We start from the raw sequence: 25,107 nt of genomic DNA on the forward strand, positions 1-25,107 counted from the left end.
TTTCAGGATTATCGTTTCGTGAGCGTGCCGAGTGCGGCGGTGACCAGCGGCAGGGTTTTGCGGATATCGGCGAAATAGGCGTCGATTGCCTGCTCGATCTCCAGCGCCTCGCGCACCGTCGCCTGCACGAAGCGGATGCGACTGCCGATGCGCGCCTGTCCGAGCCGCCAAAGATCGCTGTCGATGATACCTGCCATCTTCGGATAACCGCCGGCCGTGTTGGCGTCGCTCATCTGGATGATCGGTTCGCCGCCCGGCGGCACCTGAACCACACCCGGAATGACGCCATAGGAGCGCAACTCGACGGGAGCCGAAAGCATAAGTGGCGTGCCGGCAAGCCGGTAGCCGGTGCGGTCGCTCTGCGAGGTGATTTTCCAGGCTTCGGACCAGAAACGTTCCGCACCTTCGCCGAAAAGATCGTGTTCGGCGGCGGGAATGGCTCTCAGCAGCAATTCGCCCTTGTCGGATACCGGAAACATGTCCGGCATCGCCTCGGCAAGCGGCATGACGCCGAGGCCGCTTGCCGGCAGCGCCGGCGGTTCGGATGGCAAGACGGACAGCCTGTCGCCGGTGGTAAGGTGGCGTCCCTCATGGCCGCCGAAGGAACCGCGAAGCGAGGTGCTTCGTGATCCCATGACTACGGGAACGTCTATGCCGCCCTGAAGGCAGAGATAGGCGCGCGCATTTTTCAGCGGTGTCGAAAATTCGAGGATCTGACCCTTTTCTGCCCGCGCGCACCAGTAAGGCGGCAGATCAGAACCATTGAGCCGGGCGGCGCAATCCGCACCGGTTACGGCGAAGGTCAGCGTCTCTTCGAATTCGATGCGGAACGGAAAGGTCTGGATTTCAATCGCCGCGGCATCCTCGCCATTGCCGACGAGAATATTGCCGACCCTGAGCGCGATGGGGTCCATCGCGCCCGTGGCGGTGATGCCGATATTGCGGTAACCCGCGCGGCCGAGGTCCTGGACGGTGTTCAGCGGCCCGCAGGCAAGAATATGGATCATAGTTCGATCCTTTCGGGAAGGAAACGAACGCGGTCTCCGGGCGCCAGCACCGCCGGCTGTTCGGCGGTGGCATCAAACATGGTGATTTCGGTGAAACCCAGCGAGTTCCAGCCATTCGGTCCAGTGAGAACCGAGATGCCGGACTGCATGCCGCCAATCGTCACCATGCCCTTCAACATGCGCAGCGACGGAACTTTCTTGCGCGGCATGAAAATGCGCGGATCAAGGCCGCCGAGATAACCGAAGCCCGGCGCGCTGCCCACGGCGAAAACCGTATAGGTCTGCTCGAAATGAAGGCGCACGACTTCCTTGTCCGGCAGGCCGGAATAATCGCAGATCGCGGCAAGGTCGATGGCGTGTTCGCCGCCATAGGTCGTCGGCACCTCGATGGTCTTGCCCAGAAGATCGAGTTCCGCCGTCCTTTGCCAGATGTCGAGAAGCTCATCCTGCAAACGCCCGGCATCTTCAGGCGTGCCACGCAGCACGATCAGGAGATTGGTCATGCCGGGTATGAGTTCCAGCACATCGGGGCGGTCCTTCAATGCGCGCGTCAGCGCCCAGATGCGCCGCTGGGCGGGCAGGTCCAGCTCGCCGGGCGCTTCGATCAGAAACGTCTTGTTGCCGATCATCGAGATTTTCGGCAGGCCCAGATGGGCGGGGGTCAGGTGGGGCGTTTTCAGCGGGAGGTTGCTCATCGACGTCACCATCATGTTTCGGTCTTGAGAAGGGTGGAGCCATAGCCGACAAGCGCACCGGTTTCCGTCACGATTTCGCTGACGGTGCCGGCTTTTTCGGCGATGACCGGAACAAGCACGGGGCCGGCCGCGACGAATGCGACGATCTCGCCTTTCACCACGGATTGTCCTGCCTGAACCGCCCGGTCGGGGCGCTGCGGATGCGCGGGTGTGAAGATGCCGGCCATCGGTGCACGGGCGAGAATATCCCCCGCCTTTGCCGGCACTTTGGCCGCTTCAATGCGCTGTGCGGCAGGGGCCTGAGCGCCTGCCATGGCAACGATCTTCAATGATCCATCTGGTGTCTCTATTTCAATGGCGGAAACGTTGTTGCGTTCGAGATGAGCGGCAAGATCGGCAATGGTGCCGGGCTCGCTGTAGCGGGATATGGAAACAGGCTGTCGCTTCACTTTGCACTCCGCGCTGCAAGCCAATGCTCGAGGTAATGAATATCCGTGCCGCCTTCGGAAAAGGCCGGGTCCTGCAATATTTCCCGGTGCAGCGGCAGGTTGGTGGAAACGCCTTCGATGCGCATTTCGCCAAGCGCGCGCCGCATGCGCAGGATCGCCTGTTGCCGCGTCGGCGCATGGACGATGAGCTTGGCGATCAGCGAATCGTAATGGGCCGAAACCCGATAACCCGCCGTCCCATGGGTATCGACCCGGACGCCGGGGCCGCCCGGCAGGTGCAGAGCCGTTATCAGGCCGGGGCAGGGAATGAAGCTATAGGGGTCTTCGGCATTGATGCGGCATTCGATCGAATGACCCTCGCAGACGATATCCTCTTGCGAAATTTCCAGTGGATGGCCGAGAGCGACGAGAAGCTGCTGGCGCACCAGATCCACGCCCGAGGTCATTTCCGTGACCGGATGTTCGACCTGCAGGCGGGTATTCATCTCGATGAAATAGAATTCGCCATTCTCGTAAAGAAACTCGAAGGTGCCGACGCCACGATAACCGATCTGGCGGCAAGCTTCGACGCAGCGATTGCCGACGAAAGCCGCGACATCGGGCGGGATGCCGATGGCCGGGCCTTCTTCGACGACCTTCTGGTGGCGGCGCTGCATGGAACAATCGCGCAGGCCAACCCAGACCCCGCCGCCCTGACTGTCGCAGAGAACCTGAATTTCGACATGGCGCGGATGTTCGAGGAATTTTTCGATATAGAGTTCCGGCGTTCCGAAGGCCCGGCTTGCCTCTTCACGCGTGACGAGAACGGCATCCTGAAGGGCGGAGGCTTCGCGCACAACGCGCATGCCGCGCCCGCCGCCGCCGCCGGCCGCCTTGACGATGACGGGATAACCGATTTCGGCGGCGATTTTCGAGACTTCGGCCATGTCATCCGGCAGGGCGGAATCAGGGCCGGGAACGCAGGGCACGCCGGCCTCCATCATCGCCCGTTTCGCTGCTATCTTGTCGCCCATGGTGCGGATGGCGTCGGCGTGCGGGCCGATGAAGACCGCTCCCGCCGCCTCCACGGCTTCCGAAAAAGACGCTCTTTCGGACAGAAAACCATAACCGGGGTGAACTGCGCCAGCGCCGGTCAGCTCCATCGCAAGCAGTATGGCCGGCGCGTTGAGATAGCTCTGGGCGGGAGAGGCCGGGCCGATGCAGATGGCGGTATCGGCCGCCTTCAGATAGTCGGCGTCCTTATCGGCTTCCGAATAAATCATGATAGTCTTCAGGCCGAGTTCACGGCAGGCGCGCTGCACCCGCAAGGCAATCTCGCCGCGATTGGCGATCAGCACGCTGTCGAATGCTCTTGGCTCAGCTACTTTTGGGAGTGTCGCATCCATCATTCGAACTCCAGTACCGGCTGTCCGAGTTCGACATCTTCGCCGTCATTGGCGATAAATCTGGCGATCCTGCCGCTTCGTTCGGCCCTCACGGTGTTGAACACTTTCATCGCTTCGATGATGAAAAGTTCCTGCCCTTCCTTCACCTCATCGCCGGCTTCGGCGAAAGGCGCCGCACCCGGGCTCGGGGCGCGATGGAAAAGGCCGAATGAGGGTGCTGCGACGATGCCGGATGACGCCGGTGCGGCTGCGGCGGATGCCGGCGCCTGCTCTTCGGCGCGGGGTGTCTCGGATGCCGTTTCGGCTATCGCAACGAGCCGGGGCTGCGATGATGGCGCCTGCAGTGAAACAGCATTGTTTTCGCGGATGATCCGGACCGTGGTTCCCTCCTGGCTCACGGTCAATTCGGATACTCGCGAAGAGCCGACGAACTCGATCAGTTTCTTGACCTTTTCCAGATCCATATTGGTTTCCAACGTCTTTTTTGTCCCCACGGCGGCAGGCGGGCGGAGTGGAATCCGCACCCTGTCCATCAGCAATAGCTACCATGGGGGCGGGATTGATGGGGTCAGACGAAGTTCCTATGGACATTGCTTTGCGGTTTGATATCCCGCCGCCGCGTGATGAAACGGTTCGAAGACGTCCGAAGGAACGAACCATGGATTCCCGCAAAGGCATTCTCCTCAAAATCTCCGCAGCGCTCGCTCTGGTGCTGATGGGCGCCTGCATCAGCAGCCTCAGGGGCGAGATACCCATCGGGCAGGTGGTCTTCTTCAGGTCGGCGGTGGCCATGCTGCCGCTCTGTCTGTGGATGGCGGTGCAGGGCGGTTTGCGAAGGCAGGTGGCCACCAGCCATATTGGCGGTCATCTGGTGCGGAGTTTTTCCGGCACCGGCGGCATGGTCTTCAGCTATCTGGCGCTGGCCTATATTCCGCTCGCCGACGCGATGGCCATCAGCTACGCGACGCCGCTCTTCACCGTCATTCTGGCGGTGCTGCTTCTCAAGGAAGTCGTCAGGATTTACCGCTGGACGGCGGTGGTCGTCGGGCTCTGCGGCATCGTGCTGATCCTGTCGCCGCATTTTTCCTTCGATGTTTCGGATGTCGCTTCCGGTTCCGGCGTCGCCATGCTCGGCGGCCTGTTCGGTCTGGCGGCGGCTTTTTTCTCCGCCATATCGATGATCCAAATCCGGCATCTGACTCAGACTGAAAATACCGGCGCAATCATCTTCTATTTCACCCTGCTTACAACGCTCATCGGCTTTGCCAGCATCGGCATGGGCTGGAAAATGCCGACCGCATGGCAATGGACCCTGCTGATCGGCACCGGTCTCATTGGCGGAACCGCGCAGATACTGGTGACGCTCAGCCTGCGTTATGCCGAGGCCTCGCTGCTGGCGCCGTTCGATTACACCACGATGATCTGGGCGCTGTTGATCGGTTATGCCTTCATGGATCAGGTTCCGGCCCTGACGACCATTCTGGGGGCTTCTATCGTGGTTGCCGCAGGCTTGTTCACGCTGTGGCGGGAAAGGCGGCTGCATAAAAGGCGCGTCACGGAACAGCTGACACTGTCGGTTCCCTGACGACCTGTTTCGCCAGCCGGTTTTCGCGCCACAGCGTGAACAGGCCGGCGGCACTGATCGGCATGCGCAATGTCGTTCTCGCTCCGCATATCGGCGCTGCGACCCATGAGACGCGGCTTCAGATGGGCGCTCTGGTTCTCGCCAATCTGGATGCGCATTTTGCAGGACAGGATCTGCCGACGGCTGTGGTCTAGAATATGCCGGTGGCCGGTATGGGGGATGCATCGCTGAAAGTGGTGCAATCGCCATCCATACAAGTTGCTTATTACTCCAAAAAAAATCGGTCTTAGGCAAGCGATGAAAGCTTCACTACTGTTTGCTCAACGATAGGGGACAAACATGCCATTCTCAGACTACAAGACCGCACTCGTAACCGGCGCATCGTCCGGAATTGGCGCCGCCGTCGTCGAGCGCCTTTGCCGCGAAGGGCTGGAAGTGCATGCGGTTGCCAGAAGCGCGGACGCGCTCAACAAGCTGGCGAAGCGCACGGGCTGCTTTGCCCACGCCATCGATGTGACGGACCGGCCGGCGCTTGCAAAGCTCACCAGTGAGGTAGCGTTCGATGTCCTCGTGAACAATGCCGGTGTCGACCGCCCGAAGAAATTCCTGGAAGCGGATGAGAGCGATATCGATCTCCTGATCGATGTGAACCTGCGCGCCGTGCTGCATCTGTGCCGCATGGTGGTGCCGGGTATGGTGGCGCGCGATCGCGGTCATGTCATCAACATCTCCTCCATTGCCGGCAATTATAATTTCGGCGGCAATTCCACCTATCATGCCAGCAAGGCCGGCGTGGCGATGCTGTCCAACCAGCTGCGTATCGATGCTTTCGGTAAACGCGTGCGGGTGACGGAAATCTGCCCCGGCCGTGTCGCGACCAACATTTTCAACCATGTGCATGGCGATGATCCGAGCATTCGTGAACGTTTCATCGATGGTTTCGAACTGCCGCAGGCATCCGATATCGCCGATGCGATTGCGTTTGCCATCGCCGCACCCGTGGCCATGAATATCGGCCACATGGAAATTACCCCGACGCTTCAGGTCATGGGCGGGCTGCAGACGGCCAAGCCCCAAACGGCTGAAAATCGGCCGGCTGAAAAGGTCGCGGCGGGCGGAGCCGGAGGAAAAGTCGCGTGAGCGGTTTTGACCTCGGCGCAATCTTGAACAATGCGGACTATGTCTCGATGCTTTTGCATGGCATCCAGATGACGTTCATCATCTATGCCGGCTCGTGGCTGCTCGCCATGTCGCTCGCCATCGTGCTTCTCGCCATCCGCCTCTCGCCCTTCCGCTTCGGCGATCCGCTGGTGGCGGCCTATGTGTCCTATCACCGCAATGTGCCGACGCTGGTGCAGCTGATGCTCTGGTATTTCGGCGTCTTCACGCTGCTGCCGAGCGGGCTGGCCAGCTGGCTTTCCAGCCACAATGCGGAAGCGATCTTCGCCATTATCGGCCTCGGCCTCTGTCAGGCCGCCTATTTCAGCGAAGATCTGCGCTCCGGCGTTCGTTCCATCAATCCCGGCCAGATGGAGGCGGCACGTGCGCTCGGGCATAGCTATGTCTCGGCCATGCGGTTCGTCATCATGCCGCAGGGTGTTCGCAACGCGCTGCCGCCGCTCATCAACCATAGCACCTCGCTTTTCAAGAACAGCAGTCTCGGCGTTCTGATCGGCGCACCGGAACTCACCCATGCGGTCAAGGAAGTCGAAAATCTGAGTTTCCGGACGTTTGAGGTCTATCTGGTCGCCACCGTGCTTTATCTGTTCTTCTCGCTGCTGATCATGGGTCTCGGAGCCTATATCTCCATGCGTGCCGATCCTATGCGGAGGGCGCGGGCATGATCCACGACATGATCACAATCATCCAGGATTACTGGCTGCTGCTCCTGATCGGCCAATATCCCAACGGTCCACTCGGCGGCCTTGCCAACACGCTCATCCTGTCGGCGCTCAGCATTGCGCTTGCCTTTCCCGTCAGCATCCTGATGGCGCTGGCGCGGCTGTCGAAATGGCGGGTCCTGCGCTGGCCGGTGACCGCGGTGGTGTATTTCACCCGTGGCGTGCCGCTGCTGATGCTCATTCTCTGGAGCTATTTTCTCGTTCCGCTCTGGACCGGCGCCGATGTGCCGAGCTTCGTCACCATGCTCACCACGCTCGTCATCTATCAGGGCGCTTTCATGAGTGAAGTCGTCCGCGCCGGCATCGTTTCGCTGGGCACGGGGCAGATGGATGCGGCGCGCGCGCTCGGCCACGGTTATTTCGGTGCAATGCGTTATGTCATCCTGCCGCAGGCGCTCTACAACATGATCCCGAGCCTGATCTCGACTTTCGTATCCACCATCAAGGATACGACGCTCGGTTACGTCATTAATGTGCCTGATCTGACCTTTGCGGCAAATCAGGTGAACAACCAGCTTTTGACCCAGCCCTTCCAGGTCTTCCTCATTCTGGCGCTGGTTTATTACATCATCTGCTGGTCGCTCACCCATGTCGCAAATCTTCTCGAGCGGCGTATCGCCCGCCGCCGGGCCGGCCCGCGCGGCAAGCTCGCCGCAGACACGGCACCGGCCCCCGCCAATATCGTTACGGAGCAGCTATGACCGCGCCAGTTTCCGCCACTCAGGACGCCTATACCATCACGCTTTCGCAGGTCTGCAAAAGCTATGGCGATTATCAGGTGCTCAAGGATGTCAACGAAAACGTCACCCGTGGCGAGGTCGTGGTCATCTGCGGGCCGTCGGGCTCCGGCAAGTCCACCCTCATCCGCACGATCAACCGTCTGGAAGAGATCAGCAGCGGTTCGATCATGCTGGATGGCAGGAACATCCATGCCCAGATGCGCGCAAAGGAGCTGAACGCGCTGCGCAGCCGGGTTGGTTTCGTCTTCCAGAGCTTCAACCTCTTCCCGCATCTTTCGGTGGTGGAGAATGTCTCCATGTCGCCGATCCGGGTGAAGGGCGTTGCTCCGGCCGTCGCCCATGACAAGGCGCTGAAGCTTCTCGACCGCGTCGGCCTTGCCGACAAGGCCGGTTCCTATCCCGCCCAGCTTTCCGGCGGCCAGCAGCAGCGCGTCGCCATCGCGCGGGCGCTCGCCATGGAGCCGCCGGTCATGCTGTTCGACGAGCCGACCTCAGCGCTCGATCCGGAAATGGTCGGCGAAGTGCTCGCCGTCATGAAGAGCCTCGCCGCCGAAGGCATGACCATGCTCTGCGTCACCCATGAAATGGGCTTTGCCCGTGAAGTGGCCGACCGCATCTGGTTCATCGATGCCGGGCGCATTCTCGAAACGGCAAAACCGGACGAGTTTTTCAAAAATCCGCAACATCCGCGTGCCCAGCGGTTTCTTGCCGATCTGAGACACTAGAGCGGGATGGCGAAAAGTGTGAGCGGTTTTCGCCTGAAATCCCGCTCAAAACCTAACTAACAACCCCAACCTCTATAATAACGGGAGAACTGAAATGAACTGGAAGTGCATTACTCTTACCGCCATATTGGCAACCTCGGCTGCGGTCCTGCCGGCCAAGGCCGACCAGCTCGACACGATCATTGCGAACAAGACGCTGCGTTGCGCGACATTCGCCGATGTGCCGCCTTTCGCCTCGCCGGACCCGAAGACGCGCGAAATGGCCGGCTTCGATGTCGATCTGTGCGGCGCCATCGCCAAGGAACTCGGCGTCAAGGCCGAGATCAAGCCGGTGTCGGTTGAAGCGCGCGTTCCCGAAGTCAAGCTCGGCCGCGTCGATCTTTCGGTCGCCAACCTCGCTTACACCCAGAGCCGCGCCGAACAGATCCAGTTCAGCGACCCGTATTATCTGGCTAAGGAAATGCTGATCGTTCCGGTCGATGACCCTGGCACCAAGAAGTCCGACTTTGTCGGCCAGCGCATCGCGTCCAGCAAGGGCTCGACATCGGAACTCTCCGTCAAGCTCAACAAATCAGAGCCGCTGACATTCCAGGATACGGCATCCGCCTATCTCGCCGTCCAGCAGGGCAAGGCACGCGGCATCGTCGGCAACACCATGACGATGACCAAGTTCGTCAACGAATCCAAGACCAAGGGCAAGCCGATGCGCATGATCCAAGAGCCAATGCTCTTCCAGCCCATCGGCATCGGCATGGCCAAGGACAACCCGGCGCTGACCGCGAAGATCAACGAAATCCTGCGCAAGCTCGATGCTGACGGCGAAATCAACCGCATCTGGGACAAGTGGCTTGGCCCGAACACCGAATACAAGATGACACGCACCGACAAGGTCGTGCCTCTGTCTGAACTGAAGTTCGACCCGATCCCCTGAGCTTCGGCTCAGCCTCGGCCAATTTTCAACTCTTCAACACTATCGGTCGGCGAGACGCTCTCGCCGACAGCTTCAACGTGGGAGGTTTTCATGATCCACATTAAAGATATCGCGCAGCGTCCGGCCAAGGCGGATGTCGACGCTCTTGCCAAATTCTCTCCCGCCACGATCCATGAGGCGCAGGGACGCCGCGGCGCATTGTCTTCGCGGCTGAAGCCGGTCGATTATCGCATGAAGCTTTGCGGCCCGGCCTTCACGGTGAAATGCGCGCCGCGCGACAACATCATGCTGCAGCTCGCCATCAACTATGCCAAGCCGGGTGACATCATCGTCGTTTCCGCCGGCGAATATGAAGAAGCCGGTTCCTTCGGCGACGTGCTCGCCAATGCCTGCCTCGCAAAAGGCATCGGTGGCCTGGTGACGGATACCGGCGTGCGCGATACGCTACAGCTGCGGGATCTCGGTTTTCCGGTCTTCTCGCTCAGCGTCTGCATCAAGGGCACGGTCAAGGAGACCATTGCCGCGGTCAACGATCAGGTGATTGTCGGCGGCGAGATCATCAATCCGGGCGATATCATCGTCGGCGACGCCGATGGTCTTGTCGTCGTCAGGCGCGAGGAGGCACAGGAAGCGGCCAAGCTTTCGCAGGCCCGCGAAGATGCCGAGGCGGGCTACATCGAAGCATACAAGCAGGGCAGGTCGGTGATCGAGGTCAGCAAGCTCGAGCCGGTTCTGAAAGCCAAGGGCCTCGTGGTCGATATCTAAGACAAGTCCGGACAATGGGCAGCGGCGGCGACTGCCGCCGTGTGAGCCTTATGGGAGGAGAGACTATGAAAGCGGTTGTCATCCACGCGGCGAAGGATCTGCGGATCGAGGAACGGGAGACCGAGCAGCCCGGTCCGGGGCAGGTCGAGGTGGCCATCGAAGCGGGTGGCATCTGCGGCTCCGACCTGCATTATTACAATCATGGCGGCTTCGGCACCGTGCGGGTACGGGAGCCGATGATCCACGGCCATGAGGTGGCCGGCACCATCAAGGCGCTGGGAGAAGGTGTCTCCGGTCTCGCCGTTGGCGACCGCGTTGCCGTATCGCCGAGCCGGCCCTGCAACCATTGCGAATTCTGCCTGAAGGGTCAGCAGAACCAGTGCCTCAACATGCGTTTTTACGGCTCCGCCATGCCCATGCCGCATATTCAGGGCGCATTCCGTCAATGTCTCGTCGCCGAGGTATATCAGTGCCACAAGGTGCGGGATGGAATCTCCATTCATGAAGCGGCCATGGCCGAACCTTTCGCGGTAACGCTGCATGGCGTCAATCGCGCCGGCGCATTGACCGACAAGCGCGTTCTGGTCACCGGCTGTGGGCCGATCGGCGCACTTGCCATCATCGCCGCCCGCGCCCATGGCGCGCGGGAAATCGTCGCGACCGACGTCATGGATGCGGTTCTGCAAAAGGCGCTCGCCATCGGCGCCGACCGCGTCATCAATGTCGCCAGTGATCCGGATGCGCTCTCCGCCTATTCGGCAAACAAGGGCTATTTCGATGTGCAATTCGAGGCGTCTGGCAATGAAAGAGCCGTCCGTTCGGGTCTGGAGGCGCTGAAGCCGCGCTCCACGGTGGTGCAACTCGGTCTCGGCGGCGATGTGTCCATTCCGCAGAATATGGTGGTTGCCAAGGAAATCGAGATGAAAGGCACTTTCCGGTTTCATGAGGAATTCGGACTTGCCGTCGATTTCATCAACCAGCGCCGTGTCGACCTGAAGCCCCTGCTGACTGGAACCTTTCCGCTGGAAGAGGCGGTTGCGGCATTCGAAACCGCCGGCGACCGAAGCAGGTCGATGAAGGTTCAACTCGCCTTTTAACGGGTGTGGGTACCTGATTTCGAAACGGCCGCAGGAAGATTCCGATTGCGGCCGTTTGTGCGCGGTTGAAAGATCATTTCGGCCGTGGCCGGACAAAGCGCTGTTCCAGCACCTCGCTTCCCCACTGGCTGCCCGGATGTTCCTCGACGCATTTGAAACCATGGGCTTCATAGAGGTGCCGTGCGGCCAGAAGGCCGTTGAATGTCCAGAGATGGGTTTCGGCAAAGTCTTTTTCATCGACGAAGGCCAGCGCGGTCTGCAGCAGCCTGCGCCCGACACCGCCGCCGCGCACGCCGTCATCAACGATGAACCAGCGTAGATGCGCAATATCCGCTCCGAGATCTTCGCCATCGATAGCGACGGAGCCGATGATCTCCTGTCCGCGCATTGCGACCCAGATCGCATTCTTCGGGCTTTCGAGCCGGTTACAAAAAGCGGCGAGGCCTTCGGCCACGACGGATTCGAAACGCTGGCCGAAGCCGGATGTCCGGGCGTAATAGAGTGCATGCATCTGCGTGATCCGAGCAATGATGCCAGGCCTGTATCCCTCCAGGATTTCTATGGAGGGAGCCACGGTATCGGTGCTTTCTCCCAGCGCATCGGCGTAAAGACGAAGCCCCTGGAGGATCGTGTCGGCATCCGCCGACGTAAGCTGCGTCAGGGCGCCGGAGACCTGCCGGTTCGCGAAGCCATGAATGGCGGCCACCTGTTCTTGTCCCTGACCCGTAAGACGCAGCCGCTTGATGCGGCTGTCCCCTTCATCCGTTTCTTCACGAACGCCGCCCGAGAGGACGAGCTTGCGCAGCATGCGGCTGACACTCGATTTTTCAAGCCGCAGAAGTTTTCCCAGATCCCGCGCCGTGATGTCGGGGCGTGCCTCGATCTCGATCAGGGCATGCACGGCGGAGGGCGGCAGATCGGTGCCGGCAAAGTCTCCCCCCATGAAGCCGAGTTCGCGGACGAGCCGGCGCGAGGTGGAACGGATGTCGTTTATGGGGAAGGGTTGTTGGGGCACGTTCAATCCATTATGGTTGCATCGTGCAACCATAATCATATTCCGCCTGACTTGCCAAGATTGCTCCCGACGTAAAAGGCTGGCTTTCTCAGCAAAAGCGGGCAATCTGCTCTTCCGGTCGCCGACAATGGCGGCTAAACCGATATTATCGCCAAGATGGATATTCGCTGAGATCGCGCGGCGGGACTTTACCCGCGCCGTTTGCGGCATTTGATTATCCGGCTATGGAGCAGGCATGCCCGACACGCCCCGATTTTTCCGTTACGCGGTTTTAGCGGCCATGTTTCCCGTGGCCGTCCTCGGCCTGGTGGCCACCCCGAACGAATATCGCGCCATCGGCGTCGAGGCCGTCGATTGCGATGGCCCCATATCCGTTCTGATTGCCGCGGTGCCGGCGCTTGCGGCCTATGCAATTATCGGCTGGATGTTTGTCTGGGGGGCCAAACGCCATCGCTCGCTGATTTCAGCCTGTTTTTGCGGACTTGTTTGCCTGGCGCTCGTCTGGAACATCGGCATGGCTCTTCAGGAGCAGCGGCGAAACGCGGCTGAAATGGCATGCGGTTTCAGTAGTCGGTTGTGACCGCGCTCCGCCCCAGTTCTGCTGTAACGTCCCGCTTGTTCAACGGAACCGAAGGTTCCGGCGTGTGAGCTGATCGACGGAGGTGCAGCCCATCAGCTTCATGCCGCGCTCGATTTCGATACGCATCAGCTCGAGCGCCCGTTCCACGCCGGGCTGTCCGGCGGCGGCTAGCGGGAAAAGATAATAACGGCCGAGCCCCACGGCCTTGGCGCCCAGAGACAGGGCTTTCAGAACATGGGTGCCGCGCTGCACGCCGCCATCCATCATCACGTCGATCCGGTCGCCGACGGCATCGACGATTTCGGCCAGTTGATCGAAGGCGCTGCGGGAACCATCGAGCTGGCGGCCGCCGTGATTGGAAAGCACGATGCCGCTGCAACCGATCTCGACGGCGCGTCTGGCGTCGTCCACCGACATGATGCCTTTTAGGCAGAACGGCCCGCCCCATTCGCGCACCATCTGCGCCACATCGTCCCAGTTCATCGAAGGGTCGAGCATGTCGGTAAAATAGCGGCTGATGGAGAGCGCGCCGCCGTCCATTTTGATGTGGTCGTCGAGCTGCGGCAGGCTGAAGCGCTCATGGGTGAGGTAATTGATACCCCAGGTGGGTTTCATGGCGAATTGCGCGATGCCGGAAAGATTGAGCTTGAAGGGAATGGCAAAGCCGGTGCGCTTGTCGCGCTCGCGGTTGCCGCCGGTGATACTGTCCACCGTCAGCATCATCGTCTCGACGCCGGCGCTCTTGGCGCGCGCCATCATGTCGCGATTGAGGCCACGGTCCTTATGGAAATAGAACTGGTAGACCTGCGGGCCGCCGCTGATCCGGCGCGCTTCCTCAAGGCTCGTGGTGCCGAGCGAGGAGACGCCGAACATCGTGCCGAATTTTCCCGCCGCGGCCGCGACCGCCCGCTCACCCTGGTGGTGGAAGAGGCGCTGCAGCGCTGTCGGTGAACAATAGACCGGCATGGACAGCTTCTGCCCCATGACGGTGACCGACATATCCACGTCCGCCACGCCCCGCAGCACATCGGGAACGAGATCGCAATTTTCGAAGGCGGCCGTGTTTCGCCGGTAGGTCACCTCGTCATCGGCAGCGCCGTCTATGTAGTTGAAGATCGGTCCGGGAAGACGCTGTTTGGCCATGCGGCGGAAATCATGGAAATTATAGCAGTCCTTGAGTTGCATCTGTCGCTCGGCCGGTCCGGTTTGAGAATTCAAAAGATGGATCGAAACCTATACCGGGGATTGGGGCCGGGCAATTCCATGAACGGCGTTTTTATCGCTCTCAGTCGCTAAGCGGTGCCTGCAAGCTGCTCCGTGGAAACGGCGTAAAGGGCTTTGCCGGTATCGAGGAAACTCTCGATATTACCGATCGTGGTATCTGCAATGTTCCTGAGGGCTTCCTGTGTGAAAAAGCCCTGATGGCCGGTCACCAGAACATTCGGAAAGGTTAGCAGTCGCGCGAAAACATCGTCGCGCAACACGTCATTGGAAAGGTCTTCAAAAAAGAGATCGGCTTCCTCCTCGTAGACATCGATGCCGAGAGAACCGATCGTGCCGTCCTTCAGACCCGCAATCGCGGCCCGGGTGTCGATGATGGCGCCACGGCTGGTGTTGACGAGCATCACGCCCTTTCTGAGAAGGGGCAGCGTCTCCCTTCTGATCAGGTGCCGGGTCTCAGGCGTGAGGGGGCACATCAGGGCGAGAATGTCCGATGTCCGGAACAGTTCCTCGCGCGTGACATAAGTCATGCCCAACGCCTCGCAATCGGGATTTGGACGAAGATCTTGGCCGATGAGACGGCAGCCGAAGCCGGATGCGATACGCGCGAAAATCGCACCGATCTTGCCCGTGCCGACAATGCCGATGGTCTTGCCGTGGAGATCGAAGCCCAGCAGGCCATCAAGGGCGAAGTTGCCTTCGCGGACGCGGTTATAGGCGCGGTGGATCTTGCGGTTGAGCGACAGGATGAGCGCCATCGTGTGTTCGGCAACCGCATAGGGCGAATAGGCCGGCACGCGGGCAATGGTGAGGCCGAGCCTTTCTGCCGCTGGCAGATCGACCTGGTTGAAGCCGGCGCAGCGCAGGGCAATCAGCCGTATTCCGATTTCCGCCAGTTTTTCGAGCACGGGCCGCGAGAGGTCGTCATTGACGAAGGCGCAGATCGCATCCGCTCCCTGCGCAAGAGCCACGGTTTCAGGAGACAGGCGCGCTTCGCAATAGTGCATCCGCATGCCCGGCCGGGCAGCCCCGTCAAGGAATTGCCGGTCATAGGGTTTGGCGCTGTAGACCACGATCCGCATCTGTCTCTCCAGTCTCGAAACGAAAGCCGCCGTCAAAGGGGATGCGTCCGGCAGAAACCCTAGCTGCGAAGGCCCGGTGCTTCCTGCCCCGTGCTCTCGACATATTCGGTATAGCCGCCGCCATATTGGTGGATACCATCAGGCGTCAATTCCAGCACCCGGTTTGAAAGCGCGGCGAGGAAATGGCGGTCGTGCGAAACGAACAGCATCGTCCCTTCGTAATCCGACAGGGCCTTGATCAGCATTTCCTTGGTGTCGAGATCGAGATGGTTCGTCGGCTCGTCCAGCACGAGGAAGTTCGGCGGATCGAACAGCATGGCCGCCATGACGAGACGGGCTTTTTCACCACCGGAAAGAACGCGGCAGCGCTTTTCGACGTCGTCGCCGGAAAATCCGAAACAGCCGGCAAGAGCGCGCAGCGGCGCCTGTCCCGCCTTCGGAAAGCGCTCCTCCAGCCATTCGAGAATGGTGCTGTCGCCATCCAGAACATCCATGGCGTGCTGGGCGAAATAACCGAGCTTGACGCTGGCGCCGAGGGTGACATTGCCCGAATCCGGTTCCGCCGTGCCCGTCACCAGTTTCAGCAGCGTCGATTTTCCGGCGCCATTGACGCCCATGATGCACCAGCGCTCCTTGCGCCGCACCATGAAATCGAGATCGCCATAGATGGTACGGCTGCCATAGGCCTTGTTCACCTTCTTCAGCGCCACGACATCCTCGCCCGACCGGGGCGCCGGCGCGAATTCGAAGGCCACCGTCTGACGCCGTTTTGGCGGCTCGACGCGGTCGATCTTCTCGAGTTTCTTCACGCGGCTCTGCACCTGCGAGGCGTGCGAAGCGCGAGCCTTGAAGCGCTCGATGAACTTGATTTCCTTGGCAAGCATGGCTTGCTGGCGTTCGAACTGCGCCTGCTGCTGCTTTTCGTTCTGCGCGCGCTGCTGTTCGTAAAAGCCGTAATCACCGGAATAGGTGGTGAGATTGCCGGCATCGATTTCGATGATCTTGGTGACGATGCGGTTCATGAATTCGCGGTCGTGCGACGTCATCAGCAAAGCGCCGTCGTAGTTTTTCAGGAAGTCCTCGAGCCAGATCAGACTTTCGAGATCGAGATGGTTCGACGGTTCGTCGAGCAGCATCACATCCGGGCGCATCAGGAGGATACGGGCGAGCGCCACGCGCATCTTCCAGCCGCCGGACAGCTTGGAAACGTCGCCATCCATCATCTCCTGGCTGAAGCTCAACCCATCCAGCACCTCACGGGCGCGGCCTTCCAGCGCGTATCCATCCAGCTCCTCATACCGCGCCTGGACCTCGCCGTAACGTTCGATGATGGTGTCCATCTCGTCCATCCGGTCGGGATCCGACATGGCGGCTTCCAGCTGCCGGAGTTCCGCCGCCACTTCGCTGACGGGCCCTGCGCCCTCCATGACTTCGGCCACGGCGGAACGGCCGGACATTTCACCGACATCCTGATCGAAATAACCGACCGTCATGCCCTTTTCGACGACGACCTGCCCCTCATCGGGCTGGTCTTCGCCTGTTATCATCCGGAAGAGCGTGGTCTTGCCGGCGCCGTTGGGGCCGACAAGGCCGATCTTTTCGCCACGGTTGAGCGCGGCGGAGGCCTCGATATAGAGAATGCGGTGGCTGTTCGACTTGCTGATATTTTCGATGCGGATCATGACAGGGCCTGTGAATGGGAGCGCCCTCCTATGCCACGGGCGGCTCCCGCTGTCACCTGCCATGGGTGTCCTGCCAGCCATGCAGTCCGGCAACATCAGCCCCCGAAGCAATGCCGCCCCGGGGATGTATTCCTTGGGCGCCTGTCAGTTGGTGAGTGTGGCTATGCTGCCGGCGGCCTTGCGGGCGATTTCGCCGAAGGCGGTAACGATCTGCTCCATGTTTTCCGGCGCGTAATAATTGTCGAGGCTGGAGGCGCAATATTGCAGCAGCGACTTGCCGTTGTCCGGCGCCATGAAAGCGACGCTGAAAATCTTTATCCCGTCTTTTTTGGCCGTCTCGCAGGTGGTGCGCACCGACTGGTCGATGCTGGAATTCCACGCGGCGCTGTTCCCTGTCATTTCGCCATCGGTCATGAGGACGATATAACGTTCGAAGGATACGTTGTCCTGCGACTTGTGTGCTTTTGCTTCGTCGGTATTCGCCTTCTTGAGCGCGTTATACGCGGCGTTGAGGCTGCTCCGTGCATCCGTGCCGCCGGTCGGAAACTCCGGGATCTGCTTGTCGACATAGGTGACAATGCTGTTTGTACCCCAGGTGATCGCCTGAGCCGGATAGGTCTCGTGGGTATAGACGGAGGCGCCGGTCCGAACGAGCTGGGAGCCGCCATTGGCGGTGTAGGTCGGATCAGCCTTGTTCAAGGTCGCGACCAGAAATCCGACAGCGGTTTTCAGCGACGTCGCCTTGTTGACGTAGCACGGGCTTGACGTAACCTGGGCTTCGGTCCTGCCCCAATTGCTGGACGTGTAGTTCGGGCAGGATTTTTTCGCCGTATTGATCGTATCCGTCTTGAAGGACATCGAACCGGATCGGTCGAGCACCAGGTACATGGAGATCGGCGCGCCCTTGTTGACCGTGCTTTTTGCGGTGCCGGTCGCGGCGAGGTCGAGCGTCTTTGCCCCGAGGAATCCTATGAACGGATTGAGTTTCATGCGATAGTTGATCGTGGTCTCGACGGTATAGGTCTTGCCGCGGGCATTTTCCGTCGTGGTGATATTGGTTGGAGAATTCTCCTCCAGTGCCTTCTTCTCGTCCTCGGTCAGGTTGTTTACCAGCTGCGCGGCGATGAAAGCCTTGGCGATTTGCCTGATCTGTTCGTCAGTCATGGCGCCCTCTTTCAAACGGGCCTCGGTGGCCGCCGCAAGCGCGGCAGAATCTGCCGTATTCTGCAGATCCGCTTTCACCTGCATTATGTTTGCAAGTTCCATGCCGGCTCCGGCGGCGCCCAGCAGCACCGGCAGCAGGATTGCTGTCATCATGCCGAAATTACCGCTCGTATCGGCAAAAAAACGACGCTTCAGTTTCTGGAGTACGGAGGTGATCATGATGGGCTCGCCGATAACACTGTTCGATTGAACGCAGGAAACCTGCAAACGATGTAGAATCCGCTAACATGACCGATTGAATTTTAGGTAACGTTCAAATTGGGGCAGTTTTTCAAGTATTTTAAAGAATTGTTTCGCGCGGTGACCGCAATAATACACACCGTGTCATTACTGGACGGGAATGACGTCGACGGCCTGTTTTATCTGCTGGTTGCCATAGCTCTTCAAGACACCGATAACGGGTGCGACATCGGAATAGTCCCGGCCATAACCGACGACGATATGGTCGCTTCCGGCGACAATATCGTTGGTGGGGTCAAGTTCCAGATAACCGGTCGCCTCGCCGCACCATATGCGGACCCAGGCATGCATGGCGTCGGCGCCCTCCAGCCGCTCCTTGCCCGGCGGCGGAATGGTGCGCAGGAAACCGCTGACATAACCGGCGGGAATGCCAAGGCTGCGCAGCGCCATGATCATGATATGCGAAAAATCCTGGCACACGCCGCGCTTCAGCTTGAAGGCTTCCGAAGGCGTCGTATCCACGGTCGTCGCCTCGCCATCATAGGTGAAATCCGTGTGGATGCGTTTGCACATCGAGAGCGCGATTTCGCGAATGGTCATTCCGGGTTTCAGCAGGTCCCGGGCATAGGCCGAAATTGCCGCGTCCACGCCTATTCTGGGGCTCGTGCCGATGAAATGGTGCGGCGACTGGAAGTCGAGCGACCAGACATCGGCAAGCTCCAGCGGCAGGCGGGAAAGCTCGGGCGAAAAATCCGCCGTCAGCGCCGGCGCCTCCACCATCACCCGCGCCTGCATGCGGATGTCGAGCTTCTCGTGCGGGGCGCGCAGATGCACGGAGGTGGCCGACTGGTGAAAGAAGTCCTCGAAGGTGGCACGTTCTTCCGGCACCGGCGAAACATCGATGGAGCCGGCGACAAGCCGCTGCCGGCCTGGGATGGAGAGCGGCAGGACGCGGATGATGTGGCGCGCGCCATGGGCCAGCGTGTCGTAGGTGTAACCCATATGCAGGGAAAGATCGTAAAGCATAGGATTATCCGAGATAGGTCCGGGCCAGAACATCGGAGAGATGTTCCATGTCGGTTTCGAGCTGCCGATAGATCGCGCCATTCATGTTTTCCGGGGTCATGACGGCAAGCCCCGAATGCAGGCGCATCGCCTCCCGGTAGAAGGGCGACATCTGGCCGTTGACGAAGGCGTTCGGAAGCTGCTCCACCTCGGTGCGGATCTCGTTCAGCTGGAACAGGATCGAGCGGGGATTGAGCGGGTCGAGCGCCAGAAGGTCGGTCACGGTCAGTCCTGCCGTATTGACGTTGTAGCGGCGGCGATGCGTCATGACGCTGTCGCCGATTTCGAGCAGCATGTCATAGGAACCGTCAGGCGCGTCCGGTCCGGTCATATGGCCGAGAAGCCGCGTCATATGCAGGCCGCGTTCGAGATAACGACCGATCGACAGGAAACGCCAGCCGGTGAAACGGTACATGTTTTCATGCACGAGACCGGCAAAGCCCGCAAGCTTGCGTAGCAGGATCGTCATGGCATGGGTGGCGTCGTCGCCGGGGGCCACTTTTGCATGGAAGCGGCGGGCGGTCTTGGCAAGGTCGTTCAGCGCCAGCCATCCGTCGGGCGAAAAGCGGTCACGAATGTTGCTGGCGGAATAAAGCGCGCTGTTGATGTTGTTCAGCAGGCTTTCCGGCACGGCATCGTTCATCTCCACATCGAGCGCTTCGAGATAACGTGTCACATGGGCGAGCAGCGGCTGGCGAGGATCGGCGGATTCGGCATAACGTCCGTGCCAGGCGCGCAGGATGCGCAGTGCACCTTCCGAACGTTCGATATAGCGGCCGAGCCAGAAAAGATTGTCGGCCGCGCGGCTCGGCAGGCTGCCCGGCATGTTGCGGGTGAAGCTTTCTTCCGCCGGCAGAAGTGTGGTGCGTTCCACCGGCTTGTCGCTGACGATCCAGACGTCGGCCGCACTGCCGCCGGACTGCATGGCGATGGCGGAGACGTCATCGCCGCTTCCGATACGCGCAAAGCCGCCCGGCATGATCTGCCAGCCATCCTGCGTGCGCGCCGCAAAAACGCGAAGGCTCATCGGGCGCGGTACGAGCTTGTTGTCGACATAGGCCGGTGTGGTCGAAAGCGTCACCACTTCCTGTCCCACCAGCCTGTGGCCGTCGGAGGCGAGCCAGTCGCTGATCGATTCCTTCGCCGTTTCACGCAGCGACGAGCCGAGCACCGATTGGCCGTTATCGTCGAAGAAGGGAAGCCGCGAATAGGCGGGGCCGATGACCATGCCTTCAATATTGCCGGCAACGTGACGGCGTTCGGATTCCTGGCCGCACCACCATGTCGCAATCGAGGGAAGTTTCAGCTCCTCGCCCAGAAGGTGGCGGCAGATGCGCGGCATGAAGGCGAGCAGGGCCCGCGTTTCGAGAATACCGCTGCCCAGCGCGTTGACGATGGTGAGCGCTTCGTTGCGCAGCGCCTGCACCATGCCCGGCGTGCCGATATGGGACTGCTGGTTGAGCTCCAGCGGATCGGAATAGGAGGCGTCGAGGCGTCGCCACAGCACGCCGATCGGTTTCAGCCCGGCCACTGTCCTGACCATGACGCGGCCGTTGACGACGGTGAGGTCCTCGCCTTCCAGCAGCATGAAGCCGAGATAACGGGCGATATAGGCGTGTTCGAAATAGGTCTCGTTGGCGGGGCCGGGAGTCAACACCGCGATCCGGTCGTCGGGGTGCTTTCTCTGCGCCTGCAGGGTATCGCGGAAAGCACCGAAAAACGAGGCCAGACGGTGCACATGGGTTTCGGCATAGATATCGGAAAGCGCACGGGTGGTGGCCACCCGGTTTTCAAGCGCGAAACCCGCGCCGGATGGCGCCTGTGTCCGGTCGGCCAGCACCCACCAGTTGCCGTCAGGTCCGCGCCCGATTTCAAACGAACAGAAATGCAGATAATGGCCGCTTGCCGGTTTTACGCCAACCATGGGCCTGAGATATTCCGGATTGGAAGCAATCAGCGCCGGCGGCACGAAACCTTCCTTGACCAGACGGTTTTCGCCGTAAAAATCGGCGGCCATGGCTTCCAGAAGATTGGCGCGCTGTTTCAGTCCTTCGGAAAGAACGGCCCATTCCCGGTCAGCGATCAGCACCGGAATATGGGAGATCGGCCAGTTTCTTTCACTGCTGCCCTTGCCGTAGTCACGGTAGAACACGCCGGCATCGCGCAGATAACGGTCGGTGCGGGCGAAACGCTCGTGCAGTTCCCGCTCCGACATGCGCGACAGGGCGTCGAGCAGGGTCTTCCAGACCGGTCTGACCTTGCCGTTGGTGTCGAGCATCTCGTCGGCAACGCCAGGCAAGGGGGAATATTCAAGCCCGCGCGGCTGCGCGCTCGTTTCCGTCTTGCGTTCCGTTGCCGGGGCTTTGGACAATTTACACTCCGTAAGGCCGGCGCAGATCGAGCGTCAGCGGAAATTCTGGCGACACGGTTTCCGCTTGTAGCGGATATTGCCCTGCCGTATGCCCCCATGGTTCGAAACGGGCGAGGCGGCGTGCCTCGGCCTCATTGCCGTTGACGGGAAACGTCTCGTAATTGCGCCCGCCCGGATGAGCAACATGGTAGATGCATCCGCCGATCGATCGCCTCGACCATGTATCATAAATGTCAAAGGTCAAGGGTGAATTGACGGGCAGAACGGGATGCAGGCCGGATGCGGGCTGCCACGCCTTGAAGCGGACGCCGGCCACCGCAACGCTGCGGTTTTCCGTCGGCGTCAGCGGCACGGCGCGGCCGTTGCAGGCCACCGCGTAGCGGCCGGGATTGGAGGTCTCCAGCCGCACCTGCAGGCGCTCGACGGAGCTGTCGACATAACGCACGGTGCCGCCGATGGCGCCCTGTTCGCCCATCACATGCCAGGGCTCCAGCGCCTGGCGCAGTTCCAGCTTCGCGCCCTCATATTCCACCTCGCCGAAGAAGGGGAAACGGAATTCCTGCTGGGCGGCGAACCATTCCGGCTTGAGATCGAAACCGTTTTCCCTGAGGTCGGCAAGCACGTCGAGGAAATCCGCCCAGATATAATGTGGCAGCATGAAACGGTCGGCGAGCGCCGTACCCCAGCGCACGAATTTGCCGGCGGCCGGATTTTTCCAGAAGCGGGCGATGAGGGCGCGCACCAGCAATTGCTGGGCAAGCGACATGCGCGCATTCGGCGGCATTTCGAAGCCGCGGAATTCCACCAGTCCGAGGCGGCCGGTCGGCCCGTCAGGCGAAAACAGCTTGTCGATGCAGATTTCGGCGCGGTGGGTATTGCCCGTCACATCCGTCAGAAGATTGCGGAACAGCCGGTCGACCAGCCATGGCAGCGGCGGCACACCTTCTCCGGGGGCAGGCACCTGCGCGAGCGCGATCTCCAGCTCGTAGAGACTGTCGTGGCGGGCCTCGTCGATACGCGGCGCCTGGCTCGTCGGGCCGATGAACAGGCCGGAAAACAGGTAGGAAAGGGAAGGATGCCGCTGCCAGTGCAGGACGAGGCTTTTGAGAAGATCGGGCCGGCGCAGGAAGGGGCTGTCATTCGGGTTGGCGCCGCCCACGACCACATGGTTGCCACCGCCGGTGCCGGTGTGGCGGCCGTCGATCATGAACTTGTCGGCGCCGAGACGCGACTGGCGCGCCTCCTCATAAACAGCCGTGGTGATGTCGACGCAATCCTTCCAGCCCGCGGCGGGGTGGATGTTGACCTCGATGACGCCGGGATCGGGTGCGACGCGGATGACATTGATGCGCTCGTCATGCGGCGGCGCATAACCTTCGATATGGACGGGCAATCCGAGCTCGGCGGCGGCGGCTTCCGCCGCTGCGATCAGTTCCAGATAGTCCTCGATGCGCTCGACCGGCGGCATGAAGACGCAGAGCCGCCCATCGCGCGGCTCGACGGAAAGAGCGGTGCGCACCGCACCGCCGATTTCACCGAGCGTCTGCTCGATGCGCTCCTGCCCGGCAGCCCCTTCACTGGCATGGAAGGAGGCCTCGGGCATGGCGCGGCCCGAAGGCTTGAAGACATCGGGAAGCGGACCTCTCGGGATCGAAGGATCCGCCTCATGAATATAGGGATAAGCGGATGGCGGCACATAGGGCAGCGTGCCGAGGGGCAGGCGGTAACCCACCGGGCTGTCGCCGGGAACAAGGAATATCTTGCCGCGCCGCGTCTTCCATTTTTCGCTGATCCAGCGCCTGCCGGCGGCGCGCGCATTCCACGCCTGAACGGGAAGAATATAACCGGTCGGTGTCGTCAGGCCGCGTTCGAAGACGCGGGCGATGCGGTTTCGCTCTTCCGGGTCCTTCAGTTTCGAATTGGACGGATCGACATTGTCGGGCAGGCTGCCTTCCTTGACGATCCATTCGGCCGGATCCTCATAGGCCGGCAGCACCAGTTCCGGCTCGATGCCGAGATGGGCGGCCATGCCGCCCAGCAGTTTCTGCGCATCGTCCGCCTTGACACCCGTATTTGCGCCCTCCTCGGCGATCAGCGCCGGGTTCTGCCAGATCGGCAGGCCGTCCTTGCGCCAATAGAGCGAGAAGGTCCAGCGCGGCAGGCTTTCACCCGGATACCATTTTCCCTGCCCGTAATGCAGAAAGCCGCCCGGTGCGAAACGCTCGCGCAGGCGGCGGATCAGCGCGTCGGCCTTTTCACGCTTTGTCGGCCCTACCGCACCGGTATTCCATTCATCGGATTCGAAATCGTCGATGGAAACGAAAGTCGGTTCGCCGCCCATCGTCAGCCGGACGTCATGGCTGTTCAGAACCTCGTCGACCGCCTGGCCGAGCCCATTGAGCTCCTCCCAGCTTTCATCCGAAAAAGGCTTGGTGATGCGCGGCGTTTCGGCAACCCGCCGGACCTGCATGTCGAAGGCGAATTCCGTATTGGCATGGCCGTAATAGCCGCCGGAAATCGGTGCGGCATTGCGGTAGTGCGGCGTTGCCGCCAGCGGAATATGGCTTTCGCCGGTCAAAAGCCCGGAGGTCGGGTCGAGACCGATCCAGCCGGCGCCAGGCATGTAGACCTCCGCCCAGGCATGCAGGTCGGTGAAGTCCACTTCGGTACCCGATGGGCCATCCAGCGCCTTGAGATCGGGAGTGAGCTGAATGAGGTATCCCGACACGAAGCGGGCGGCGAGGCCAAGGTGCCTCAGAACCTGCACGAGCAGCCAGCTGGTATCGCGGCAGGACCCCTTGCCGGAGGCGAGCGTTTCTTCGGGCGTCTGGACGCCCGGTTCCATGCGGATGACGTAACCGATCTCCTGTTGCAGGCGGGCATTGAGGCCAACGACCATATCCACCGTCTGCTGTCCGGGCGTGCGGTCGACGGTGGCCATGAAGGCGGCGAGCAGCGGGCCTGTCGGTTCCGGCTTCATGTAGATGGAAAGGTCGTCGCGCAATTCCTGCGGATAGTCGAAGGGCCACTTGGTCGCTTCTTCCTCCACAAAGAAATCGAACGGATTGTAAACCGTCATATCGGCGACAAGATCGACCTCGATCTTAAATTCCGTCGCCGGCTCGGGAAAAACGAAGCGGGCGAGGTAATTGCCGTAGGGGTCCTGCTGAAGGTTCACGAAATGATTGGAGGGCGAAACCTTAAGCGAATGACTGATGACGCGGGTTCTGGAGTGGGAGGCGGGCTTTAGTCTTATGATCTGTGGTCCAAGGCGAACCGGATTGTCGTATTTATAGTGCGTCAGATGATAAATGCTCGCTTTGATCGCCATTAATCTGCCTTGCCCGGTTTTCCGGCTTATGCGGTTTGTCCGCCCCTCTGAAATTATTCGGATTTTGTGCAATGCA

General features: G+C 60.7%; 21 protein-coding genes and 2 pseudogenes. 10 read left to right on the plus strand and 13 right to left on the minus strand.

The annotated features are described in order from the left end of the window. Positions 1-8: 8 nt before the first annotated feature. Genes N5D22_RS00440 through accB form a run of 5 tightly spaced genes read right to left on the minus strand, consistent with a single transcriptional unit; the run spans position 9 to position 4,000 of the window. Entirely contained in the window at positions 9-1,007 is a 999-nt protein-coding gene (locus N5D22_RS00440; protein ID WP_279655581.1) for a biotin-dependent carboxyltransferase family protein, read from the minus strand. After that, on the minus strand, positions 1,004-1,717 hold the full coding sequence (gene pxpB / locus N5D22_RS00445) for a 5-oxoprolinase subunit PxpB (RefSeq protein ID WP_279655582.1): 714 nt from the start codon (positions 1,715-1,717) through the stop codon (positions 1,004-1,006). The genes N5D22_RS00440 and pxpB overlap by 4 nt, the downstream gene beginning before the upstream one ends. After that, complete coding sequence (locus N5D22_RS00450; protein WP_279655585.1) at positions 1,714-2,151, minus strand: biotin/lipoyl-containing protein; 438 nt, start codon at positions 2,149-2,151, stop codon at positions 1,714-1,716. Before N5D22_RS00450 ends, pxpB begins: the two co-directional genes overlap by 4 nt. Continuing rightward, complete coding sequence (gene accC, locus N5D22_RS00455; RefSeq protein ID WP_279655586.1) at positions 2,148-3,539, minus strand: acetyl-CoA carboxylase biotin carboxylase subunit; 1,392 nt, start codon at positions 3,537-3,539, stop codon at positions 2,148-2,150. The genes N5D22_RS00450 and accC overlap by 4 nt, the downstream gene beginning before the upstream one ends. Beyond that, complete coding sequence (gene accB / locus N5D22_RS00460; protein WP_279655587.1) at positions 3,536-4,000, minus strand: acetyl-CoA carboxylase biotin carboxyl carrier protein; 465 nt, start codon at positions 3,998-4,000, stop codon at positions 3,536-3,538. Before accB ends, accC begins: the two co-directional genes overlap by 4 nt. Before the next feature lie 194 nt (positions 4,001-4,194). Here accB and N5D22_RS00465 point away from each other — a divergent pair, with 194 nt between their 5' ends. The 9 genes and pseudogenes from N5D22_RS00465 to N5D22_RS00505 all read left to right on the plus strand — a co-directional run bounded on the left by N5D22_RS00465 (position 4,195) and on the right by N5D22_RS00505 (position 11,280). After that, positions 4,195-5,121: a DMT family transporter gene (locus tag N5D22_RS00465; RefSeq protein WP_279655588.1), complete on the plus strand. Its 927-nt coding sequence runs from the start codon at positions 4,195-4,197 to the stop codon at positions 5,119-5,121. A gap of 53 nt (positions 5,122-5,174) precedes the next feature. After that, positions 5,175-5,315: pseudogene (locus N5D22_RS00470) on the plus strand (2-hydroxyacid dehydrogenase); the annotation flags it as partial. Between the two features lie 145 nt (positions 5,316-5,460). Further along, positions 5,461-6,261, plus strand: a complete 801-nt coding sequence (locus tag N5D22_RS00475) for an SDR family oxidoreductase (protein ID WP_279655590.1) — start codon at positions 5,461-5,463, stop codon at positions 6,259-6,261. Then, on the plus strand, positions 6,258-6,965 hold the full coding sequence (locus N5D22_RS00480) for an amino acid ABC transporter permease (protein ID WP_279655591.1): 708 nt from the start codon (positions 6,258-6,260) through the stop codon (positions 6,963-6,965). The genes N5D22_RS00475 and N5D22_RS00480 overlap by 4 nt, the downstream gene beginning before the upstream one ends. Next, positions 6,962-7,723 carry an amino acid ABC transporter permease gene (locus tag N5D22_RS00485; protein WP_279655592.1) on the plus strand — a complete coding sequence of 254 codons (762 nt, stop codon included), beginning with the start codon at positions 6,962-6,964 and terminating at the stop codon, positions 7,721-7,723. The genes N5D22_RS00480 and N5D22_RS00485 overlap by 4 nt, the downstream gene beginning before the upstream one ends. Continuing rightward, entirely contained in the window at positions 7,720-8,487 is a 768-nt protein-coding gene (locus N5D22_RS00490) for an amino acid ABC transporter ATP-binding protein (RefSeq protein ID WP_279655593.1), read from the plus strand. The genes N5D22_RS00485 and N5D22_RS00490 overlap by 4 nt, the downstream gene beginning before the upstream one ends. Before the next feature lie 94 nt (positions 8,488-8,581). Beyond that, positions 8,582-9,418 (plus strand): ABC transporter substrate-binding protein, encoded by an 837-nt coding sequence (locus N5D22_RS00495; protein WP_279655594.1) that lies wholly within the window; start codon positions 8,582-8,584, stop codon positions 9,416-9,418. 90 nt (positions 9,419-9,508) lie between these two features. Then, the gene (locus tag N5D22_RS00500) at positions 9,509-10,183 is read left to right on the plus strand and encodes a 4-carboxy-4-hydroxy-2-oxoadipate aldolase/oxaloacetate decarboxylase (protein WP_279655595.1); all 675 of its coding nucleotides are present in this window, start codon (positions 9,509-9,511) and stop codon (positions 10,181-10,183) included. A gap of 65 nt (positions 10,184-10,248) precedes the next feature. After that, positions 10,249-11,280 (plus strand): L-idonate 5-dehydrogenase, encoded by a 1,032-nt coding sequence (locus tag N5D22_RS00505; protein WP_279655596.1) that lies wholly within the window; start codon positions 10,249-10,251, stop codon positions 11,278-11,280. Positions 11,281-11,353: 73 nt separating this feature from the next. Here N5D22_RS00505 and N5D22_RS00510 read toward each other — a convergent pair whose 3' ends face one another. Continuing rightward, positions 11,354-12,295: a bifunctional helix-turn-helix transcriptional regulator/GNAT family N-acetyltransferase gene (locus N5D22_RS00510; protein ID WP_279655597.1), complete on the minus strand. Its 942-nt coding sequence runs from the start codon at positions 12,293-12,295 to the stop codon at positions 11,354-11,356. A gap of 235 nt (positions 12,296-12,530) precedes the next feature. Here N5D22_RS00510 and N5D22_RS00515 point away from each other — a divergent pair, with 235 nt between their 5' ends. Next, entirely contained in the window at positions 12,531-12,875 is a 345-nt protein-coding gene (locus N5D22_RS00515) for a hypothetical protein (RefSeq protein WP_279655598.1), read from the plus strand. Between the two features lie 39 nt (positions 12,876-12,914). Here N5D22_RS00515 and N5D22_RS00520 read toward each other — a convergent pair whose 3' ends face one another. The 7 genes and pseudogenes from N5D22_RS00520 to N5D22_RS00550 form a co-directional block, all read right to left on the minus strand. Beyond that, on the minus strand, positions 12,915-14,060 hold the full coding sequence (locus N5D22_RS00520) for an alpha-hydroxy acid oxidase (protein ID WP_279655599.1): 1,146 nt from the start codon (positions 14,058-14,060) through the stop codon (positions 12,915-12,917). Between the two features lie 107 nt (positions 14,061-14,167). Further along, positions 14,168-15,178, minus strand: coding sequence for a 2-hydroxyacid dehydrogenase (locus N5D22_RS00525; RefSeq protein ID WP_279655600.1), 1,011 nt, complete (start codon positions 15,176-15,178; stop codon positions 14,168-14,170). Between the two features lie 59 nt (positions 15,179-15,237). Beyond that, positions 15,238-16,860 carry an ABC-F family ATP-binding cassette domain-containing protein gene (locus N5D22_RS00530; protein ID WP_279655601.1) on the minus strand — a complete coding sequence of 541 codons (1,623 nt, stop codon included), beginning with the start codon at positions 16,858-16,860 and terminating at the stop codon, positions 15,238-15,240. 144 nt (positions 16,861-17,004) lie between these two features. Beyond that, a complete protein-coding gene (locus N5D22_RS00535; RefSeq protein ID WP_279655602.1) occupies positions 17,005-18,243 on the minus strand; it encodes a TadE/TadG family type IV pilus assembly protein in 1,239 nt (412 codons plus the stop codon). Between the two features lie 168 nt (positions 18,244-18,411). Then, positions 18,412-19,290 (minus strand): transglutaminase family protein, encoded by an 879-nt coding sequence (locus N5D22_RS00540; protein ID WP_279655603.1) that lies wholly within the window; start codon positions 19,288-19,290, stop codon positions 18,412-18,414. Between the two features lie 4 nt (positions 19,291-19,294). Next, a pseudogene (locus N5D22_RS00545) lies at positions 19,295-21,637 on the minus strand (circularly permuted type 2 ATP-grasp protein); the annotation flags it as partial. A 64-nt stretch (positions 21,638-21,701) separates the two neighbouring features. After that, positions 21,702-25,031 carry a transglutaminase family protein gene (locus N5D22_RS00550; protein WP_279655605.1) on the minus strand — a complete coding sequence of 1,110 codons (3,330 nt, stop codon included), beginning with the start codon at positions 25,029-25,031 and terminating at the stop codon, positions 21,702-21,704. Positions 25,032-25,107: the final 76 nt, after the last annotated feature.

This window comes from Agrobacterium sp. GD03872 (genome assembly GCF_029840625.1).
GTDB lineage: Bacteria > Pseudomonadota > Alphaproteobacteria > Rhizobiales > Rhizobiaceae > Agrobacterium > Agrobacterium fabrum_A.